Origin of the sequence: Janthinobacterium sp. MP5059B (assembly GCF_001758645.1) — a bacterium.
Classification (GTDB): domain Bacteria; phylum Pseudomonadota; class Gammaproteobacteria; order Burkholderiales; family Burkholderiaceae_D; genus Janthinobacterium; species Janthinobacterium lividum.
The window spans coordinates 215,261-234,809 of sequence record NZ_LRHX01000012.1 but is presented as its reverse complement, the minus strand read 5'-3'; the positions used below and the strand labels follow the sequence as shown (position 1 = coordinate 234,809).

The window sequence follows — 19,549 nt, the reverse complement described above, 5'->3', positions numbered from 1 at the left end:
ATGGTGTTCGACCGCATCCGCCAGCGTTTCAATCACGCCATCGAGCGCCAGCAGGAAGAACAGCACGCGGCGCGCCATCTCGAACGAGGCCGGATACTCGGCCAGGTTGATGCTCTGGCGCGTGCGCGCCGCGTGCTGTTCTTCCTGCTGGCGCTCGATGGCGTGATTGAAACGCTGGCGGATGCGGTCGAACACCATACCGGCCGGCTCCGACGTCTGCATGTCGGCCAGGGTATGCAGGAAAACCATCGGGTCCGTGTCGACGTCTTCGCTCAGGCCCGCGATATCGGCGACGAAATCGATCACATGCTGGCGCAGTTCCTCGAAGACGGCCGCGCTTGCCCGTTCACGCACCAGTGCCAGCTTGGTTTCGCGGTCCATCTTGCGCCACTTGGCCGGCCGCGCCAGCACGCCCTGGCTTGGTACCAGCGCATACGGCACCACCAGATGGCCCGCCTTGACGACGCCGGAAAAGCGCACGAAGACGCGGCCTTCCATCTTCACGAGGCGGATATGCTCGGCCAGTTCCCCCAGTTCCGCGACCAGGGTGGCATCGTTATTGTCTTCGCTGCTGTCGGAAATGTCGGTGGAAGTATCGGGAGGAAGTGCGGAGGAAGTCATGTCGTGCCTGGGTGTTGAAGTAAGCGAGGCCGATTATACCGTGTGCAGGACAAAGACTTTGCCCCGTGCGCGGTGCGGCTGTTGCGGGTGGCGTTGATCTTGAAAGCGATGATTCCCTGGGCCGGATGAGCAACTGGCAGGCATTGAGAGCCGCGCTTCCATTCTGGCGAATCACTTTGCTAGAGCGTGGAATGGGAATGCGTTATCTGGTGCTTTTCGCTTATCATATTTTTCCCTGTTCTATTTTATTTATCTGGAAATTTTAAGAATATATTTTTATTAAGTTTTTTTATTTGTTGAAATTGATTGTGAAAATTTGATTACCGCAGCATCGATAATAACAAAGAGTAAGTTTCTATTGGTATCCACGATGATGATATTCGCATCATGTGCAGATTGTTTTTCTGGATGCGAGGTCGCACGTATTTTCTTGCGCGCATCCGGCAACGGGTAATTATCGCCACGCTCCCATGGCGCCGGCAGCATCCGGCACGACCGAATGCGCCTTCCCACGCTGTGGAGTTGAAATTAAGCACGGCGGGACCGTTTCCGTATTGCGCCTGTATTTTTCATTGCACGAGAAATTATCCGCTGGTGCGGAATGAATTGAATTACCTTGACAATTAATAATGGTGAGCTGATCATGGCCTCAGATCTCGCGAGAGGATTTTTGGCATGTTTTCACAATAGCTGAAATTGGCGGCGAGGTACGGCATTATTCTGGCTGCCGGCCTGGCTATCGCCTGGAGCGCGTCGCGTTTATATGAACGGCTATGATTTGACGGCACTCCAGGATCCGCTGGTGGCCGCAGGACTTTTTAATTCGCGCTGGCGCATAGCCAGCTTGCGATGACACCCGACATACCTGTGTATGTGGCCCTGCGCCGGTGGATGGCGCGCGCAGGGATTCATCAGCCATCCGACTTAAGGAGAGCACTATGAATAAAAAGCTTGCTGCATTTCTTTTCGCGACAGGTCTCGGTTTGGCTGTGACTGCGACGCCAGCCTTCGCAAGCTGCTATCACTACTGCGCTGTCGAATGGAAGGCTTGCATTGCTGGCGGTACCGCTCAAGCCGAGTGCAACGCCGAGCGGTCCGCTTGCCAGCAAGCCTGCAATTGACCGGAGAAGCACCGCGCGCTGCGGCAGCCACTATCGTAGCCTGTTGCCGCTGACGCTGGCAAGCCACGGCATCGATGGCAGTTCAGGCTGCCCGTGCGCGCACGGCGCGCAGCCCCCAGCCGGTGGCGATCAATCCGTCATCGGCTTGCAGCGGCGCTGCGGCATCCAGGAACACCTCGCGCAGGCGCTGCCTGGCGTCATCGTCCAGGCGGTCGATATCGTAGGTGTCCAGCAGGGCCGTCCACAGTTCGCCCGGCGTGGGGGACCATGGGACGTCGATGTCGTCGACTTCAACGTCTGCGAAACCGGCATCGAGCAGTTCCCGCCAGCCCGCTTCGGAGCCCGTGCGGCGATCGCCGAAGCGCAGCGGCGGCAGCTCGGTGCTGGCGACCGGCTTGAACACGCGCATGAAAACGTCGTTCACTTCGCCCAGCAAGAACGTCCGGCCGACGATGGCCGCGAACTGGCCGCCGTGGCGCAACACGCGGCGGATTTCACGCATGACTTGTTCGATGTCGTCCATCAGCATCAGCGCCATGTGCGAGACGAGATAATCGACGCTGGCCGATGGCAGGTCGAGAGCCTGGCCCCGGCCTTGCAGCAGATGCACGGACGGGGGCAGGGCGGCACGCGCGGCGGCCAGTTCAGTCTGGCTCATGTCGACGCCGAGCAGTTGCAGCCGGCGCTGCCGTCTGGCTGCCAGCAAGCCCAGCAGATGGCCGTCGCCGCAGGCCAGGTCGAGCACGCTCAATGGCGTGTCCACGGCCGGTACCAGGCTGGTCAGCACGTCGTAGGACGAGGCCCAGTTGCCGGCCGGGGAACTGGCCGGCAGATGGCCAAACGCGGTGCTGGTCACGCCGACTTGCCTTTGATGAAAGTCCTGTAAATAGGTTTCTGCCGCTGTCAGTAGGGTCATGCAAGATCCGCAAAGTCGTGGCGCCTTTGCGCCGGATGGCCATCTTAGCATGCGGAAAGTTTCGCCAGCGGTGGTGCCGGATGGCGTGACTGAACGTTCTTATTCAGGGCACCATTGCGCCAGATCAGACGGTAAAGAGTAGAAAGGGGGCACAGTTGCTGAGCCCTTTTCGCAGCGAGCTCCCATGCGCACCCTGATACTCGGCTTTGCCGCTGGCGCCGCCTGGTTGCAGACGCAGGCAAGCTTGCCGCCGTACGGGGGCGTGCTGCTGTGGGTGACCGCTGGCGTGTCGCTGCTGGCGGCACTGCTGCTGTGCCGCCATGCGCGCTGGCGTTCCTGCTTGCATTCCACTGTTGCGCTTGCTGCTGGCGTGGGACTGGGCTTTTACTGGGCCGCCTGGCTGGCCCAGGCCGCCATGGCGCCGCAACTGGCGCTGGCTGATGAAGGCCAGGACATTGTTGTCACGGGTACGGTTGCCAGCCTGCCGTACCGCTTCGAGCAGGGCGTGCGCTTCAATTTTGCCGTGGAGAAGGCTGTCGGGGCGAAGGTGCCGCCCCTGATCGCCCTGTCCTGGTACGCAGGTTTTCGTGATGAAGTGACGAACGAGGTGGGCGACGTGCAGCCGGGCGAACGCTGGCGCCTGACGGTGCGCTTGCAGCGTCCGCACGGCAATGCGAACCCGATGGGTTTTGACTACGAGGCGTGGCTGCTGGAGCAGGGCGTGCGCGCCACGGGCTATGTGCGGCCGCAGCCGCGCGCCGATACGCCGAACGTGCGCCTGGCTGCCTTCGTGCCCTGTTTCGGCAACGTGGTGGAGGCCAGCCGGGCGGCATTGCGCGCGCGCATCGTGCGCAGCCTGGAAGGCAAGCAGTATGCGGGCGTGATCGTGGCGCTGGTGGTGGGCGACCAGCGCGCGATTCCCCAGTCGGACTGGCAAGTGTTCAACCGCACTGGCGTGAGCCATCTGATTTCGATATCCGGTCTGCACATTACCATGATCGCGGGACTCTTTGCGCTTGGTGCCGGCACGCTGTGGCGGCGCTCGTTTTTTACCGGCTGGCAGTTGCCACTGCGGCTGCCGGCGCAAAAGGTGGCGGCGCTGGCCGGCGCGCTGGCGGCATTTTTGTATGTGCTGCTGGCCGGCTTTGGCGTGCCCGCGCAGCGCACCTTGTATATGTTGCTGGTGGTGGCGCTGGCCCTGTGGCTGGGACGCATCACCAGCATCGTCCATATCCTGTGCCTGGCGCTGGGCTTGGTCGTGCTGCTCGATCCGTGGGCCGTGCTGTGGCCCGGCTTCTGGCTGTCGTTCGGCGCCGTCGCCACCATGCTGTACGCAACGGCAGGGCGCACCACGGCTTCCATGCCGCCGCATGCCGGACGCTGGCGCCGTTTGCGTGCTGCCGTGGCGCTGGGCACCCACACGCAGTATGTGGTGACGGTGGGGCTGGTGCCGTTGACGATGCTGCTGTTCTCGCAAGTGTCTCTCGTGTCGCCTGTCGCCAATGCGCTGGCCATTCCCGTCATCAGCCTGGTGGTAACTCCCTTGGCGCTGGCTGGCAGCCTGCTGCCGGCGCCCCTGTCTGACGGATTGCTGCTGCTGGCGCACGCCATCGTGCAGATGCTGGCGCAGGTGCTCGAATGGCTGGGCGCGCGCCGCTTTGCCGTGTGGACGGCGCCCGCGCCGCCAATGTGGAGTTTTTGCTGGGCATTGTTTGGCACGGCTTGGCTGCTGGCGCCACGGGGATGGCCGCACCGCTGGGCGGGCATGCTGGGCTGGCTGCCGCTGCTGACGGCCTTGCCGTCCAGTCCGCCACCGGGTGGCATGTGGGTGACGGCCTTTGACGTGGGGCAGGGCATGCCGTGCTGGTGGAAACGCACGGCCACCGCCTGCTGTATGACACGGGCCCTGCCTACAGTCTCGATTCCGATGGCGCCAGCCGGGTCATCGTGCCTTATCTGCGCGCACGCGGCATAGCCAAGCTGGACGGCGTGATCATTTCCCACAGCGACCTCGATCACGCAGGCGGCGCCATGTCTCTGTTGGAGAACGTGCAAGTGGGCTGGCTGGCCTCGTCGCTGTTCGATGGCCATCCCGCCATCGAGGCGCGACGGGCGTTGCACAAACCCTATCTGCACTGCATGGCGGGCCAGAGCTGGACGTGGGAAGGCGTGCACTTCGCCATGCTGCACCCCTTGCCGGCCAGCCACACGGACATCAGCTTGACGCCGAATGCCCGCAGTTGTACCGTGAAAATCACGGCAGGCAAGCATGCAATCTTGCTGGCTGGCGACATCGAAGCGGCGCAAGAGGCGCAATTGCTGGCGCGCTCGGCGGAGGGCGACCTGGCCGCCGACGTATTGCTGGCGCCCCATCACGGCAGCGGCACCTCGTCGACACAGGCGTTCTTGAACGCCGTCCATCCCGATCTGGCGATTTTCCAAGTGGGACACAGGAACCGTTATAAACATCCGAAGGCGCAGGTGTATGCGCGCTATGGCGACATGGGCATTACCCGCTTGCGCACGGATGTGGAGGGGACGGTGGTGCTGGCGTTTGGCGATGGTATCGGCGTGACCTTGTATCGGGCAAGCCGGCCGCGTTACTGGCATGGGCGCTAGCGCTTTCATGCTACGCTCCCGCAACATCGTCCCAGGAGTCCAGATTGCGCCATTCCAGCCATCCTTATCTTGTCAGCACGGCCCAGGCCGCCGACATCGACTCCATCACAGCCTTGCTGCAAGCCAATTCCCCCTCGCAGGGCGGCAGTCTGACGGGGGAGTTTTCACGCGACAAGGTGGCCAGCATGGCGGATGGCGCGTCGCCCGTCATCGTGGCGCGGCGCGCAGCGGACGGACCTGTCGTTGGCGTGTTGTTCAGCGCGGCGCCAGCCGCTGCGCAGGCGCCCGTGGTATTGGCCATGCTGGCCGCTTATGCGAACAGTGGCAACGCCTATGTGTACGGCCCCGTCTGCATTGCGGATTCCGAGCGGGGGCAGGGTTTGCTGGCGCTGCTGTACTCTGCCATGCGCGAGCAGCATGCGGGCAAGGAAGCAGTGCTGTTCATCCGGCGCGACAATCTCGGCTCGCTGCGCGCGCATGAACGGCTGGGCATGTATGAGGTGGCCGCTTTTGACTTCGATGGCGCGCAGTTCGCCGTGTATAGCGATGTTATCGTCGGGAAATAGTCCTTAAATTACACGTTCATCCGGTATTTCCAGCCCCCGCTGCCGCACATACTCCAGAAACAGCCGCGCCCCCTTGGCCATGCGCGAGGTGCCATACACGGCGTGGATGCTGGGGTCCAGCTCCTTCGACGACGTGAGACGGTATGCCGTGCAGACCCGCCGCAAGGTGCCCGCTGCCACGGCCGGTTCCGCCAGCCAGCTGGCCAGACGCACGATGCCGGCGCCTTCCAGGGCCGCCTGGAAGGTGGCGATGCCGGAGGTGAAGCGGAAACGCGGTTGCACCTGGTAGCGCACGTTGCGCTCGCTGGAAACGAAATGCCAGTCGCGCAGGATGCGGGGGGCCGAGTGCATGATGATGTCGTGGCCGGCCAGCTCTTCCGGTTCCCCGGGCGCGCCCATGCGGTCGATATAACCGGGCGAGGCATACATGTAGCGGCGGTAATTCCACAGGGGATAGCCGATCAGCTCGCTCGACTGAGGGAAGGCGCCGCGGATGGCGAAGTCCAGCTTTTCCTGGATGGGGTCGATCGATTTGTCCGAGAAGTGGATGTCCACCGACACGTTCGGGTAGTCGCGCGAAAATTGCGCCACCACTTTCGGCAAGAACCCCAGCGACAGGATTTCCGGTGCCGAGAGGCGCACCCAGCCTTGCGGCGAGTTGCTCAATTCTGCCAACTGGTCTTCCGCCTCGGCCTGCGTTTCCAGCAAGTGCTTGGCCGACGCGTAATACGTTTCGCCGGCCGTCGTCAGGGTGAACTGCTTTTGCGTGCGCAGGATCAGCTCGGCACCGATGGCGTCCTCGAGGAACTGGATGGCGCGCGTGACGGCCGACGGCGAGCGTCCCAGCATGCGCGCCGCGTGGATGAAGCTGCGCTTTTCGACCACGGTGCAAAAGGCGCGGATCTCCCACATCAGTTTCATCGACATCGTGCGGCTCCCGGCAAAAGAGGCCAGTAGACCGCATGGGGCGCATTCCGTCAAGCGTTACGCCTGATTGCGTTTTCCGCAATATGAAGTTGCATCCGGAAAAATCCACGGCGCCTATACTGCCGCTGTCGCCCATTCCTTACTGCCTATCATGCTGACCATCTCGCTGCTGTGTTTATTTGCCTTCTTTGCCGGCCTGATCGATGCCGCCGTGGGCGGGGGCGGGCTGATACAGCTGCCGGCCCTGTTCAACCTGATGCCGAACATGGCCTCGACCTCCTTGCTGGGCACGAATAAACTGGCGTCCGCCTGCGGCACCACGTTTGCCGCCCGCTCGTTTGTCGGCAAGGTGCACATCCCGTGGCTGCTGGTGCTGCCGGCCGTGGCCAGCGCCTTCGTCATGTCCTTCATCGGCGCGGCCGCCGTGTCCTACGTGCCGCAACAGGTGGTGCGCCCCATGGTGCTGGTATTGATCATCATCATGGCCATCTACACCTTCATCAAGAAGGATTTCGGCACGACGCGCGAAGCGCGCCCCATCGGATCGCGCGAACGTATTCTCGCCATCGTCATCGGCGGCGCCATCGGCTTTTATGACGGCCTGTTCGGGCCGGGCACGGGCAGCTTCCTGATTTTCCTGTTCATCCGCGTCTTCGGCTTCGATTTCATCCTCGCCTCGGCCTGCTCGAAACTGGTGAATATCGCCACCAACGTGGCCGCGCTGGCCTTCTTCATCCCTGCCGGACACGTGGTGTACGCCGTGGCCGCACCGATGGCTGTGTGCAATATCCTGGGCGCGCTGACGGGCACCTGGATCGCCGTGCGCCGCGGCGCCGCCTTCGTGCGCATCCTCTTCCTCGTGCTGCTGGTGCTGCTGATCGTCAAGTTGTCTTACGACATTTTCTTCAAGTAAGTTTTTGAACGACAACAAGCCATGAAAACCATCCAGGGCGTGCTGTGGGACAACGATGGCGTGCTGGTCAACACCGAGCAGCTGTTTTACGAAAGCAACCGCGACTTGCTCTTGCCCTACGGCATAGACCTGACGCCGAAGCAATTCTTTGACTGGTTCCTGGACAATAACTACGGCGCCTGGCATGTGCTGCTTGGGCAGGGCCATGAGATCGAGCTGGTCGAGCGCCTGCGGGCCGAGCGCACCGTGCTGTTTGCGCAACGCCTGCGCCAGGCGCGCCAACTGGCCATGCCCGGTATCGGGCCAGTGCTGGCGGCGCTGCGCCCGCATGTGGCCATGGGCGTCGTCACCAGCGCGTATGCGCAGCACTTTGACATCAGCCATGCTGCCACGGGCTTGCTCGGCCACTTCGACTTCGTGCTGACGCGGGAAATGTATGGCGAAAGCAAGCCGGCGCCCGACGGCTACCAGCTGGGCTTGCAGCGCCTGGGGCTGGCCGCCGCCGACTGCGTGGCCGTGGAAGATTCGCCGCGCGGCTTGCGCGCCGCCAATGCGGCCGGACTGGAATGCATCGTTGTGCGCAATCACATGAACCGTCACCACGCGTTTGACGACGCTTTTTGTGTGGTGGATTCAAATGCCGAGCTGGGTGAAGTGCTGGCGGCGTTCGTGCCCGGCATGGCCCATGCGCCCCGGCAATTAGAGTCCTTCCTCTGATACGCCTTGCCGGCATGCCATTACAATTGTCTATCGCATTCACCGGCACCGTCCCACGATGACCCTCCCGCAACTGCACTTTGCCCACGCTAATAGTTATCCTGCCGGCACCTACCGCAAGCTGTTCGGCTTGCTGGGCCAGCACTACACCGTGCAGGCGCTCGACATGCATGCGCACGACCCCGCTTACCCCGTCAGCACGGGCTGGCCCGAGCTGGTGCGCGAGTATATCGATGAGCTGGAGCGGCGCTACAGCACGCCCGTGATTCTCGTCGGCCATTCGCTGGGCGGCATGCTCAGCGTGATGGTGGCCAAGCAGCGGCCCGACCTGGTGCGCTGCGTGGTCTTGCTCGATTCGCCTGTGGTGGCGGGCTGGCGCGCCTTGCTGGTGCGGCTGGCGCGCAACACGGCGCTGGGCGAGCGGTTCTCGCCGTCACGTTTTTCCGCCCGGCGGCGCAAGCTGTGGCCGGACGCGCAAGCCGCGTATGAACACTTCGCGGCCAAGGACATGTTCGCCATCTGGGCGCCGCACGTGTTGCGCGACTACATCGACAGCGGCCTGGCTCCCCATCCGGAAGGGGTGCAGCTGCGCTTTACGCGCGAAGTGGAAACGCAGGTCTACCGCAGCCTGCCGCACCACATCGGCGGCCTCGTCAAGGACGGTTTTCCTGTTCCCATCGGTTTTATCGGCGGCACGGAATCGGTGGAATGCCGGCAAGCGGGCTTGAAGGCCACGCGCAAGCTGGTCGGCAAGTTTTTCCGCCAGGTGCCGGGCGGGCATCTGTTTCCCATGGAGAACCCGGAACTGACGGCGCAAGTGGTGCGCGAGATGATCACGGCATTGCTGGCGAAGCAATAGAATATCGCCAAGGATTTTCAGGGGATGGGGGCCAACAACGGCGGATTTTCGCGTAAAATCCTGCCATCCGGGCCGCGCCTGCAGCAAGCGTGCGGCCCCAGCCATTCCGATATTCTAGAAAGATACCCCTGCGATGACGATTAAAAGCGATAAATGGATACGCCGCATGGCGGAAACAACGGGCATGATCGAGCCGTTTGAACCGGGCCAGGTCAAGGAACGCGACGGCAACCGTATCGTTTCTTACGGCACGTCCAGCTATGGCTATGACATCCGCTGCGCCGACGAGTTCAAGTTATTTACCAACATCAACACGACCATCGTCGACCCGAAGGATTTTGACGCGAACAACTTCGTCGACGTGTCGGGCAAGGGCTATTGCATCATTCCGCCGAATTCGTTCGCGCTGGCCCGTACCGTGGAATATTTCCGCATTCCCCGCAATGTGCTGACGATTTGCCTGGGCAAGAGCACCTATGCGCGCTGCGGCATCATCGTCAACGTCACCCCGTTCGAACCGGAATGGGAAGGCTATGTGACGCTGGAGTTTTCCAACACGACACCATTGCCGGCGAAAATCTACGCCAACGAAGGCGTGGCGCAAGTGCTGTTCTTCGAGTCCGATGAAGTGTGCGAAACGTCGTACAAGGACCGCGGCGGCAAGTACCAGGGCCAGGTTGGCGTGACATTGCCGAAGACCTGATCGCCGTGCAGGGAGGGGCGCCAGCCGTCTTTACCTGCCTTTACACCTGCCGCCCTACATCCGCCCTCCATGCTTGCCGTTAACCTTGGTATTGAAACACTGAGGAGGCAGTATGGTAGCGGCAATCGGTTCAGGCGGCGCGGTCAGCGCAGCCAGTAGCGCCAGTGCGGGCAGCAGTTCGCAGATCGCGGCGCTGCAAAAGCAGATCACGGCGGCGCAAAAGCAGTTGACGGAGTCGCAGAAGGGCGAGCAGACGGAGGCGTCGCAAAAGCTGCAGCAGCAGCTGGCGCAGCAAATCCAGGCCTTGCAGGCGCAAATTGCCCAGTTACAGGCGGCCGCCGCACAGAAGGCGGCGCAGCAGGATGCTCAGCCGGCCAGCAGCGCCGATACGGCGACGAGCCCGGCCAAATCGACCTCGTCCACCTTGGGCAGCATCATCGATACGCAGGCGTAACAGCATTCTCCGCGCATAAAAGACGCCAGGCTCGCCGACAGGTCAGCCTGGCGTTTTGACGGGCAGCAGCATTTCCACGCACAGGCCGCCACCGCTGCGCAAGCTGGCCCCGATGCTGCCGCCATGGGCGTTGATGACGTGCCGGGCGATGGCCAGGCCCAGGCCGTGGCCATCCGTGCTGTGCTGGGTATTGCTGGCGCGGAAGAACGGTTCAAAAATGCGGGCCAGGTCGGCGCTGGCCACGCCGGGGCCACGATCCAGCACGGCGATGCGCAGCCAATCCTGCTTGCCATCATGCAGGCGCGACAGCTCCACGTCCACCGTACCGCCATCGGGGCTATGCTTGACGGCATTGCGCACCACGTTTTCCACGGCGCGCGCCAGCAGTTCGGGCTGGCCCGTGACGCTGGCGTCGGCCATGGCCGCATCGACCGCCAGGTCGATGCCCATCAGGCGCGCCCTGGCTTCATAGCGGGCGTCGTCCACGATGTCGTGCACGAGGTCGGCGATGCCGACGTCTTCGCTGTGCGCGTGCCCGGCGCCCGCTTGCACGGCGCCCGCTTCCAGCCGTGACAGGGTCAGCAGTTCACCGATCAGTTTATCCATGCGTTCGCTTTCGCGTTCGATGCGCTGCATCGAGGCGGCCATCTTTTCCGGCTGCTGGTGCGCCAGGCCGATGGCGGCCTGCAGGCGCGCCAGCGGCGAGCGCAACTCGTGCGAGACGTCATGCAGCAAACGCGTCTGGCTATCCATGAGGCTGCGCAAACGGCCCGTCATGCGGTCGAAATCGCGTCCCAGGTCCGTCAATTCATCGCCGCGCTTGCCGCTGGCGTGAAAGCGCGGCGCCAGGTTGCCGTGCGAAGCGGCCTCGAACGCTTGCCGCAAGTCGCGGATGGGGCGCGCAAAATACCAGGCCAGCAAAAAGGCGAACAGCAGGCTGGCGGCGATGGCGGCGGCCAGGGGAATGAAGGTGCGGTAGGGGCTGTCCATGCGCGGCGGCATGCCGCGGCCGAATTCGCCGCGTGGCGGCGGGGCACCCGCTTCGTTGGGCCGCGGGCCCGGTCCCATGGCGCGCGGGCCGCTCATGGCGACGGCGATGAGCGTGTCGCGCGCGGCGCCCGCCTCGGCATTGCGGAAGCGTTCGGACGAGGGCAGGAACAGCAGGTAGCGCTGGCCATCGCTGCCGGCCGCTTCGCGCACGACGGGATGGGCCTGGCCCTGTTTCAGCATGGCGCGCGCCTTGTCCAGCATGGCGGGATGCACGGCGCGGCCCATCAATTCTTGCCCTTTGGCATCGACGGCAAACACGCGCATGCGTTCGAGCTTGCCCAGGAATTGCCGCAATGCCTGGCTGCCGCCCGCTTCCAGGGTGGCGCTGGCGGCCTCGATGATCATTTGCGCGGGCGGGCTGGTATCGATGTCGAGGGCCCGTTCCTGCTGCGCGGCCCGGTTTTTCAGCCAGAAGGTGCCGCCGATGCCGATGGTGGCCGTCACTTGCGCCAGCATGATGCACAAAAAAAACTTCCAGAACAGGCGGCCCACGCTTACTCCTTGATCAGCTGATAGCCGAGACGGTACACGGTTTGCAGGCAGGAGCGGCCGTCGGCCAGGCTGCCGAGTTTGCGGCGCAGGCTGCTCAGGTGCACGTCGATATTGCGGTCGAAGCGGGCCATGGGCCGGCCCAGGCCCAGTTCCGACAACTGATTCTTGCTGACGGGCTTGCCCGCATGGCGCACCAGCACTTCCAGCAGGTTGAATTCCGTGCTCGTCAGCTCCAGGTGCATGCCGGCCCAGGCGGCGCGGCGCTGTTCGGGCCACATCGTCAACTGGCCCACGGTCAGCGGCGCCAGGCCCGACGTATCGGGCGGCGCCGCTTGCGCACGGCGCAGGATGGCGCGGATGCGCGCCGTCAGCTCGCGCGGCGTGCACGGTTTGGTCACATAATCGTCGGCGCCCAGCTCCAGCCCCACGATGCGGTCCGTATCGTCGCCGCGCGCCGTCAGCATCAAGATGGGCAGGTTGCTGCCGGCGCGGATGCGGCGCAGGGTTTCCAGGCCATTCATGCGCGGCATCATGACGTCGAGGATGGCGATGGCGTACAGGCCCGTCAGTGCTTCGGCCGCGCCGCTTTCGCCGTCATGCACGGCGCGGACGTCCAAAACCTTCCTGCGTCAGGTATTCCTGGAACATGCCGACCAGTTCCACGTCGTCATCGATTAACAAAACCTTGCTCATGCCTGTGCTTTTTCGGGTGAATATCGCCCGATGATAGCAGTCAAAGGGGGCTGTTCACGGTGGTTTTACCCGCTTTTACATACGTCTGCTTACATTTCGCCCCTTTCCTTTACACGCTTTTACGCGACCCTAACGTTGCTTTACACGCCAGGCGCCGACAATCAGGGCTGACCGTCACGAAAGGAAAGCCCGATGAAATACCTGAGTATTGCCGTATCCCTGTTGCTGCTGTCCGCCTGCAGCATGCCGCTGCTGGCGCTGGCCCAGCAAGAAGCTGCACCGGACGGCCCGCCAGCGCGCACCGTGGAAGGACCGCCGCCCGGCTTTGGCCATGGCCCGGGCGCGCCAGGCTTGCCGCCGTTCCTGCACGGCATCGATTTGAGCGAAGCGCAGCAGGACAAGGTCTTCGCCGCCACCTATGCCCAGGCGCCCTTGCTGCGGGAACAGGAAAAGATCGCCTTCAAGGCCCATGCGCAGCTGCGCGCGCTGGCCGGATCCAGCGCCTACGACGATGCCAAGGCCAGTGCGCTGGCGAATACGGCAGCGCAAGCCATGGCAAAGATCAGCTTGCAGCAGGCGCGGCTGGAGCAGCAATTGCTGGCCGTGCTGACGCCGGAACAGCGCCAGCAGGCTCAGCAGTGGCACGACAGCCGCCAAGTTCCGCGCGGCCCCCGGCGCCTCCCGTAAAACACACGCGCGATCACAGGGAGAGTCAGCATGCGCATCCATGCCTTGCGTCCGGGCAGCAGCTTGCAGGCGCTCTCGCGACATGCGACACAGGCGCTGTTCCTGTGCGCCAGCCCGAGCCCCGCCTTGGCGGGCTTGCCTCACTTAGAGCCTATCCCAGTAGGGAGCGTCTTCTGCTGGCAGCGTATCAGGAGCGCGGACAAGGCGTGAGGAGGACGCGTGGCGAGCCACGCAACGACGAACAACGCAGTCCCCGCTTCTGAGGGGCGCCAGCAGTGGATGTATTCATCTACTGGGATAGGCTCTTAATGGAGTATGTATGGAATTACATGATCACGGCCTGGCATCCGACCTCGAAATGATGCGGCAGCAGGCGGCTGAGCGGCGGCAAGTGTTGCGCTGGCTGCTGGCCGGCGCCGCCACCTTGCCTTTGATGAGTTGCGGCGGCGGGTCGGACGCCAGCAGCACGGGAAGCAGCAGCGCTGCCACTGGCAGCGCCGGCACCGTCACGATACCGACCACGGGCGCCTGTACGGTGATTCCCGAAGAAACGGGCGGGCCGTATCCGGCCGACGGCACGAACACGAATGGCGGCAGCATCATCAACGTGCTGAACCAGTCGGGCGTCGTGCGCAGCGATATCCGCGCCAGTTTCAATGGCGCCACGGGCATGGCGGCGGGCGTGCCATTGACGATCAATTTGCAGTTGCTTAACGCCAGCGGCAATTGCGCCAGCCTGGCCGGCTACGCCGTCTATCTGTGGCATTGCGACCGCGAAGGCTTGTATTCGCTGTATTCGAGCGGCGTGACGGCGCAGAATTACTTGCGCGGCGTGCAGGAAACGGACAGCGCCGGCAACCTCAGCTTCACGACCATCTTTCCCGGCTGCTACGCGGGACGCATGCCGCACGTGCATTTCGAGGTCTATCCCAGCCTGGTCAAGGCGGCCTCTGCCGCGAACCGCATCAAGACATCGCAATTCACTTTCCCGATGGCAACGTTGAGCGAGGCCTACACGGCCAGCGGCTACACAGCCAGCGTGCGCAACCTGTCGCAGATCAGCTATGCCGCCGACAATGTCTTCAGCGACGGCACCAGCTTGCAGATGGCCACGGTGACGGGCAATGCCACGCAGGGCTATGTCGTCACCCTGATTGTCGCCGTGAACGGTTAAATTGCTGTCATGAAACCCAGGTCGCGCCGGCTGAAGTTGCCGATGTTCGGGAAGACCCCGGCCAGCTGGCTGTCGGCCACGCCGAACCACTTGGCCAGGGTGGCGCCGTACTGGTCGACGGAGGTGGTCGGCAGCAGGGCGCCGGAACCGACGTCCAGCTCATGGCCCAGGCCCGTGACGGGGAAGGCGCCGTAGATGTCGCGGCCCTTCACGGCGCCGCCCACGACAAAGTGGTGCGCGCCCCAGCCGTGATCCGTGCCGTCGCCGTTGCTGCTGAAGGTGCGGCCGAAGTCCGACGCAGTAAACGTCGTCACCTGGCGCCGCAGGTCCGCGCCCTGCAGGGCCGCCAGGGTCGTGTCGAAGTACGCCAGCGCATGGGCCAGGCGCGCCATCAGGTCGCCATGCAGCTCCTTCTGCCGGTCATGCGTGTCGAAGCTGCCCAGGGTTACATAAAACACTTGCCGTTTCGCTCCCAGGGCGCCGCGTCCGCCGATGATGCGCGCCACCGTCTGCAATTGCACGGCCAGCGGATTGACGCTGGAAGCGCCTGTGTTCGGATTGATGTAGGGCGGGGGATTGGGCACGCCGCCCGCGCCGGCTGCCAGCATGGCGCCGCTGAGGATGCTCTGGCTGGAAATGGCGCGCTGCACGACGGCCACGTGTTCCTGTTCGATCAGGTCGCTGCCCGCATCGTTGATGATGGCTTGCAGCGCGCCCGCACCGCCCGTGCTGCCAAACGGGTTACCGCTCAAGCCGCGGATGGGCACGGCGCCCGCCTGGCCCACTTGGAACTGGCGCACCTGGCGTCCACTGAGAAAAACGGTGTTGCCGGCCGCCGAGATGGCCGTGAAGGTGGCGTTGCTGTTGCCCGCGCCCGCCACGTCGCCGATGCGTCCGCCCCAGCCCGTGCTGGCCCCTTCCGGCGCCCCGGATTGCCATGTCGACTGCTGGTCGCTGTGCGAAAACAGCTTGGCTGGCAAGGCGACGCTGCCTGCCTTGTACTGCGCCAGGGTGGTGGGCTGGATCAGCGTGCCCACATTGGCCACGATGGCGGCGCGGCCATTGTCGAACAAATTCTTCAATGGCCCCAGTTGGGGGTGCAGGGCGAAGGCGCGGCCCGTTTGCGCGGTGGCGGGTACGACAGGCAGCACGCCGCCCGTCTCGCCCACGCCGGGCAGATGGATGGAATCGCCGCCGCCGGTGTTGCGCAGGCGCAGGTATTCATTCCATGAGGTGTTGTCCGTGGCCAGCACCGTATTGAAGGTGTCGTTGCCGCCTGCCATGAACAGGCACACCATGGCTTTGTAGTCGCCGGCCGATTGCGCGGCGGCATTGCCCATGGCGGCCAGGTTCAGGGCGAACGGCGCGGCGGTGGTGCCGGCCAGGCTCAGCATGGAACCGAGGAAACGGCGGCGGGAAAATGGGAGATTTTGCATGTGATCGATCTTATTTTTGCACCAGATAGGCAGGCGAGGCCATGGTCAGGAAAATGGCCAGTTTGACGCGGTTGGCCTGGGCGGCGGCAACTTGCGTGGCATTGCTGGCCGTGGCCGTGGGGATGGTGATGGTGTTGAGTGCCGAGATAATCTGGCCCCGCAGCTTGGCGGGCATGCTGCCATGCATCAAGAGCAAGTCTATGCGGTCGAGCAGGGCGGCTGTGTCGGCGCCGAGCGCCAGTTCGCGCGGGTAGCTGGCCTGGACGTCGCGGCCTTCGCCGACACCGGCAATAATGGCGTCCTGAATATAGTTCAGGTAACCCGTCACCGACGGTTCGGACGTGATCTGCAGCTCTGGGGCCACAAGCCCTGCGCTTGCGAGGGCGGAATTGGGGGGCACATACCCTGGCCGGAAGAAGCTGAAGACGGAGGCGGGGTTGAGGGGATTCTGGCCCAAGCCGCTCAGTGGATCGTCCAGATAATAGATGCGGTAGCGCCCGCTGGCTGCTTTTGCGTCGAAAGCACGCATCCAGCCGGCCAGGCGCAGCAATGGTTCGCGCAACTTGCCAGTGCGCATGGCCGTGGTGGCCGGCGCCAACGCTTCCGGATCGAGCAGCACGGCGCGGATGACGGCCTGCATGTCGCCACGCACGCCGCTGCCATTGTTGGCAAAGGCGGCAGCGACCCTGCCCACATAGGCGGCGCTGGGATTGCTGCTGACGAGGCGTTGGATCAGCTGGCGGCCAAAGAAGGGGCCTGCATTGGGGTGGTTGAACAGGGTATCGAGCGCGACTTTCAAGTCCGCTTCGCCGCTGGTGGCGCCGGATATGGTTTGGCCAAGGAAGCGCTTTTCACCGCTGGAATGGAAGAGCGGATAGTTTTGCATGGGTTTCCAGTCCCGGTCGGGATCCGGTGTGCCGCTGTGGAATCGTGTAGTGCTCAGGTCGGGGCCCGCCCAGCTCCAGCCCGTAAACACTTTCGCCAGGCCCGCCACATCGTCGTGCGTGTAAGTCTCGATGGGTTTGCCTCCGGCCAGTTTCAGGCTGCCATCGGGATTCAGCTGGTACAGACCGATGGTGAAAAGTTGCATCAATTCGCGGGCGAAATTCTCATCGGGTGTGCGCGTGGCCGTTTCTTTCTGGTTACGCATGTGGGACAGGTACAGCCCCATCATCGGATGCAGGGCCACGCCCTCCAGCAGGTCGCGGAAATTGCCAAAGGCCCGCTGGCCCAGCATGTCGTAGTAACTGGCTACGCCGCGTGCTTGCGCATGCACGGATTCGTTTTGCATGGAAATGACGAAAATCTCTGACAGGGCAAAGGCCATCCGTTGGCGCAATTGATCTTCGCCCTGGATAGCCTGCTTCCAGAATGTCTCGTATACGGTGACGAAGTTAACCCGGTCTCCGCCGGCAGCCTGCGCCGCCAGCATGCTGTCGATATATTTGCGGTGCAAGGTTTGCGGCTTGGAGAACTGCGCGCGGAACCACGCATCGCTGTCGCTGGCCGCCAGCGCATCGATGGCGGCCATGTTGGGGCCGAACGTGGCGCGGCCCAGGAAGCGCGACGCTTCCTGGCGCGTGAAGGTGGTGGCCGCCTGGCCGGCCGGAGGCGTGGTCAGTGGCGGCGGAGGAATGGTATCGCCTGGCGTGGTGCCGGGGGCTGCCGGATCGCCGGGCGCGGTGGTCCCTGGAGGAACCACCGAGATGTCCGGATTCTGGATGGCGCCGGTGTTGCTGTCGCCGCCACCGCCGCAGGCGGCAAGCAGGCTGAGCAATGTGATGGCCAGCAAACGGCGCAAAGTTGGGTCAGTCATTTAGTTTCTCTCGGGCAATCAAATTTTAGCCCATTAATTGTAGGCCCTAGCTACCACAATCCTGTTTTCAATTAACTATTTACGTGTTGGCCACGTTTTCATTTGCCTGACGTTGGCGTGGTGTTGATGCTGTTTTCGGCGCTGTAGGGCGAACTTTATTCTTTGAAAATGAAAAATATTTTTTGCCGATTACGCGTACTGTGGCGGATAGGCGACGTAATCATTCCCGCCAATTAAGCTTGTTTGAAAGCTCATCTTGGCAACGAAACTCGCTTCGCCGGAAACCATGGTTTTTACGTCATCGGCGAAATGCCGTTCGCCACCCGCTCCGTTTTTTCCCCGCGTCCTTTCCCTGCGCATGGCTGGCATGGCCCTTGCGTCAGGGAGGCATGGGCCACCCGCCCGCCTTTCACCGGAGCCTGCCATGACCAGCCGTCTGCTCGCCTATCGTCCCGAAATGGAATTGCCTGAAGCGCCGGGCTTGCTGCCCCTGCAGCAGGAAGACGAGCTGGCACTGGCGGCGCAGTTGCTGGAACTGCAGACGCCGGCCCAGTTCGACGCTTTCCTGGCGCGCCAATTGGGCGCCACTGCGGCGGGCCGGCAAGTGCGCGGTACGCCGCTGGAAGGACCGCTGCACCAGCTGCTGGACAAGGTGGTGGCGCCCCTGTTGCCGTTGCACGGTGGTTCGCCGCAGGCGCTCAAGCGGCGCGCTGCCGGCATCTTCGGCATGGAACTGGAAGGTTTGAGCCCGGAAGACAAGGAATTCGAACTGGCGCGCCAGGTCGTGCATCTGATCGATGCCGTCAATACGGAGCTGGCGCAGGACGGCGCCACTGGCGCGCGCGCTCCCAAGGCGCGGGTGGAAACGGCCCTGCTGCAAGTGGCACGCAGCGTGGCGCCAGGTTTGCTCAGGCAGGCGGCGCAAACGCCAGGACGGGACGCTGGCCGTTGGCGCCGCGAGGGTGGGCACATCGTCGTGCTCGATTGTTAGCCGGACGGCCAGTCTGTCCGGCAAGGTAGTCCCAACCGAGGTTATAACTTTGAGGAGCTCATCATGCATGACTTGGATCGTACGACCCTGGAATACGGACAGGAGATGTCCGGTTTTGAAGCGGAGCAGTTCGAGTTTGGCCAGGGCGAGTGGAGCGGCGAGGGCGGCGCGAACGCCATGTTTTCCGAGACCGAGGAGATGGAACTGGCGAATGAATTGTTGTCGGTCAGCAATGAAGCCGAACTCGAGCAGTTTCTCGGCAATTTCCTGCGCAAGGCTGCTTCCGTCGCGGGCGGCATCATCAAGTCGCCCGTGGGGCAAGCCATCGGCGGCGTGCTCAAGGGCGTGGCGAAGAAGGCCATTCCCCTGGCCGGCGGCGCCATCGGCGGCTATTTCGGTGGCCCGCTGGGGGCCAAGATAGGCAGCGGCCTGGCCTCGGCCGCTGGCGGCGCACTGGGGCTGGAAGCGGAAGCGTCGTCGAACGAGGACCGCGAATTCGAGGGCGCCAAGCAGTTCGTGCGCCTGGCCGCCGATACCGTCAACCGCGCCGCGCAAGCGCGCGGTGCGGGCGATCCGCGCGCCATCGCCCAGTCGGCGGTCAGCGCGGCGGCGCGCCAGTTCGCGCCAGGCTTGCTGGGCCGCCCCGGCAGCCAGGTCTCCACGCAGAACGGCAGCGGCGCTGGTGCGGGTGGCAGCATGGCGCAGGGCGGTGCGCGCAGCGGCGTCGGCATGCGTCCGTCCAGCGGTCGCTGGGCGCGCCAGGGTCACAAAATCGTCCTGTACGGGGTCTGACA

Annotated in this window: 15 protein-coding genes and 3 pseudogenes; 11 read left to right on the top strand and 7 right to left on the bottom strand. The window is 63.6% G+C overall.

Translation table 11 applies throughout. The features are described from left to right. Both JAB1_RS29615 and JAB1_RS16045 read right to left on the bottom strand, forming a co-directional pair. A pseudogene (locus tag JAB1_RS29615) lies at nt 1-621 on the bottom strand (RNA helicase); the annotation flags it as partial. 1,203 nt (nt 622-1,824) lie between these two features. Continuing rightward, on the bottom strand, nt 1,825-2,658 hold the full coding sequence (locus JAB1_RS16045) for a class I SAM-dependent methyltransferase (RefSeq protein ID WP_070280776.1): 834 nt from the start codon (nt 2,656-2,658) through the stop codon (nt 1,825-1,827). 184 nt (nt 2,659-2,842) lie between these two features. Here JAB1_RS16045 and JAB1_RS16040 point away from each other — a divergent pair. After that, nucleotides 2,843-5,277: pseudogene (locus tag JAB1_RS16040) on the top strand (DNA internalization-related competence protein ComEC/Rec2). Between the two features lie 44 nt (nt 5,278-5,321). Next, on the top strand, nt 5,322-5,843 hold the full coding sequence (locus tag JAB1_RS16035; protein WP_070280775.1) for an N-acetyltransferase: 522 nt from the start codon (nt 5,322-5,324) through the stop codon (nt 5,841-5,843). A 3-nt stretch (nt 5,844-5,846) separates the two neighbouring features. On the opposite strand, the gene JAB1_RS16030 is transcribed toward JAB1_RS16035, so the two are convergent. Further along, nucleotides 5,847-6,770 carry a LysR family transcriptional regulator gene (locus tag JAB1_RS16030; RefSeq protein ID WP_070280773.1) on the bottom strand — a complete coding sequence of 308 codons (924 nt, stop codon included), beginning with the start codon at nt 6,768-6,770 and terminating at the stop codon, nt 5,847-5,849. Nucleotides 6,771-6,921: 151 nt separating this feature from the next. Between JAB1_RS16030 and JAB1_RS16025 the strand changes: the two genes are divergently transcribed. The 5 genes from JAB1_RS16025 to JAB1_RS16005 all read left to right on the top strand — a co-directional run bounded on the left by JAB1_RS16025 (nt 6,922) and on the right by JAB1_RS16005 (nt 10,416). Continuing rightward, nucleotides 6,922-7,683, top strand: a complete 762-nt coding sequence (locus JAB1_RS16025) for a TSUP family transporter (RefSeq protein WP_034784407.1) — start codon at nt 6,922-6,924, stop codon at nt 7,681-7,683. 21 nt (nt 7,684-7,704) lie between these two features. Then, the gene (locus tag JAB1_RS16020; RefSeq protein WP_070280770.1) at nt 7,705-8,400 is read left to right on the top strand and encodes an HAD family phosphatase; all 696 of its coding nucleotides are present in this window, start codon (nt 7,705-7,707) and stop codon (nt 8,398-8,400) included. A 58-nt stretch (nt 8,401-8,458) separates the two neighbouring features. Beyond that, nucleotides 8,459-9,259, top strand: a complete 801-nt coding sequence (locus JAB1_RS16015; protein WP_070280768.1) for an alpha/beta hydrolase — start codon at nt 8,459-8,461, stop codon at nt 9,257-9,259. 133 nt (nt 9,260-9,392) lie between these two features. Beyond that, nucleotides 9,393-9,962, top strand: a complete 570-nt coding sequence (dcd, locus tag JAB1_RS16010; RefSeq protein WP_034755486.1) for a dCTP deaminase — start codon at nt 9,393-9,395, stop codon at nt 9,960-9,962. A gap of 112 nt (nt 9,963-10,074) precedes the next feature. Continuing rightward, entirely contained in the window at nt 10,075-10,416 is a 342-nt protein-coding gene (locus JAB1_RS16005; protein WP_070280766.1) for a FlxA-like family protein, read from the top strand. 42 nt (nt 10,417-10,458) lie between these two features. Here the strand turns inward: JAB1_RS16005 and JAB1_RS16000 are convergent, their stop codons facing one another. Next, on the bottom strand, nt 10,459-11,958 hold the full coding sequence (locus tag JAB1_RS16000) for an ATP-binding protein (protein ID WP_070280764.1): 1,500 nt from the start codon (nt 11,956-11,958) through the stop codon (nt 10,459-10,461). A 2-nt stretch (nt 11,959-11,960) separates the two neighbouring features. Then, nucleotides 11,961-12,651: pseudogene (locus tag JAB1_RS15995) on the bottom strand (response regulator transcription factor). Between the two features lie 192 nt (nt 12,652-12,843). On the opposite strand from JAB1_RS15995, the gene JAB1_RS15990 reads away from it, so the two are divergent. Together JAB1_RS15990 and JAB1_RS15985 are read left to right on the top strand one after the other, a co-directional pair. Continuing rightward, a complete protein-coding gene (locus tag JAB1_RS15990; protein WP_070280762.1) occupies nt 12,844-13,338 on the top strand; it encodes a periplasmic heavy metal sensor in 495 nt (164 codons plus the stop codon). Between the two features lie 319 nt (nt 13,339-13,657). Next, complete coding sequence (locus JAB1_RS15985; protein ID WP_070280760.1) at nt 13,658-14,512, top strand: intradiol ring-cleavage dioxygenase; 855 nt, start codon at nt 13,658-13,660, stop codon at nt 14,510-14,512. On the opposite strand, the gene JAB1_RS15980 is transcribed toward JAB1_RS15985, so the two are convergent. Both JAB1_RS15980 and JAB1_RS15975 read right to left on the bottom strand, forming a co-directional pair. After that, nucleotides 14,509-15,948 carry a DUF1501 domain-containing protein gene (locus JAB1_RS15980; protein WP_070280758.1) on the bottom strand — a complete coding sequence of 480 codons (1,440 nt, stop codon included), beginning with the start codon at nt 15,946-15,948 and terminating at the stop codon, nt 14,509-14,511. The genes JAB1_RS15985 and JAB1_RS15980 overlap by 4 nt on opposite strands. A gap of 10 nt (nt 15,949-15,958) precedes the next feature. Continuing rightward, entirely contained in the window at nt 15,959-17,764 is a 1,806-nt protein-coding gene (locus JAB1_RS15975; protein WP_070280757.1) for a DUF1800 domain-containing protein, read from the bottom strand. Nucleotides 17,765-18,188: 424 nt separating this feature from the next. On the opposite strand from JAB1_RS15975, the gene JAB1_RS15970 reads away from it, so the two are divergent. After that, a complete protein-coding gene (locus JAB1_RS15970) occupies nt 18,189-18,755 on the top strand; it encodes a hypothetical protein (protein WP_070280755.1) in 567 nt (188 codons plus the stop codon). Nucleotides 18,756-18,818: 63 nt separating this feature from the next. Beyond that, a complete protein-coding gene (locus JAB1_RS15965; protein WP_071653362.1) occupies nt 18,819-19,547 on the top strand; it encodes a hypothetical protein in 729 nt (242 codons plus the stop codon). The last annotated feature ends 2 nt before the right edge of the window (nt 19,548-19,549 follow it).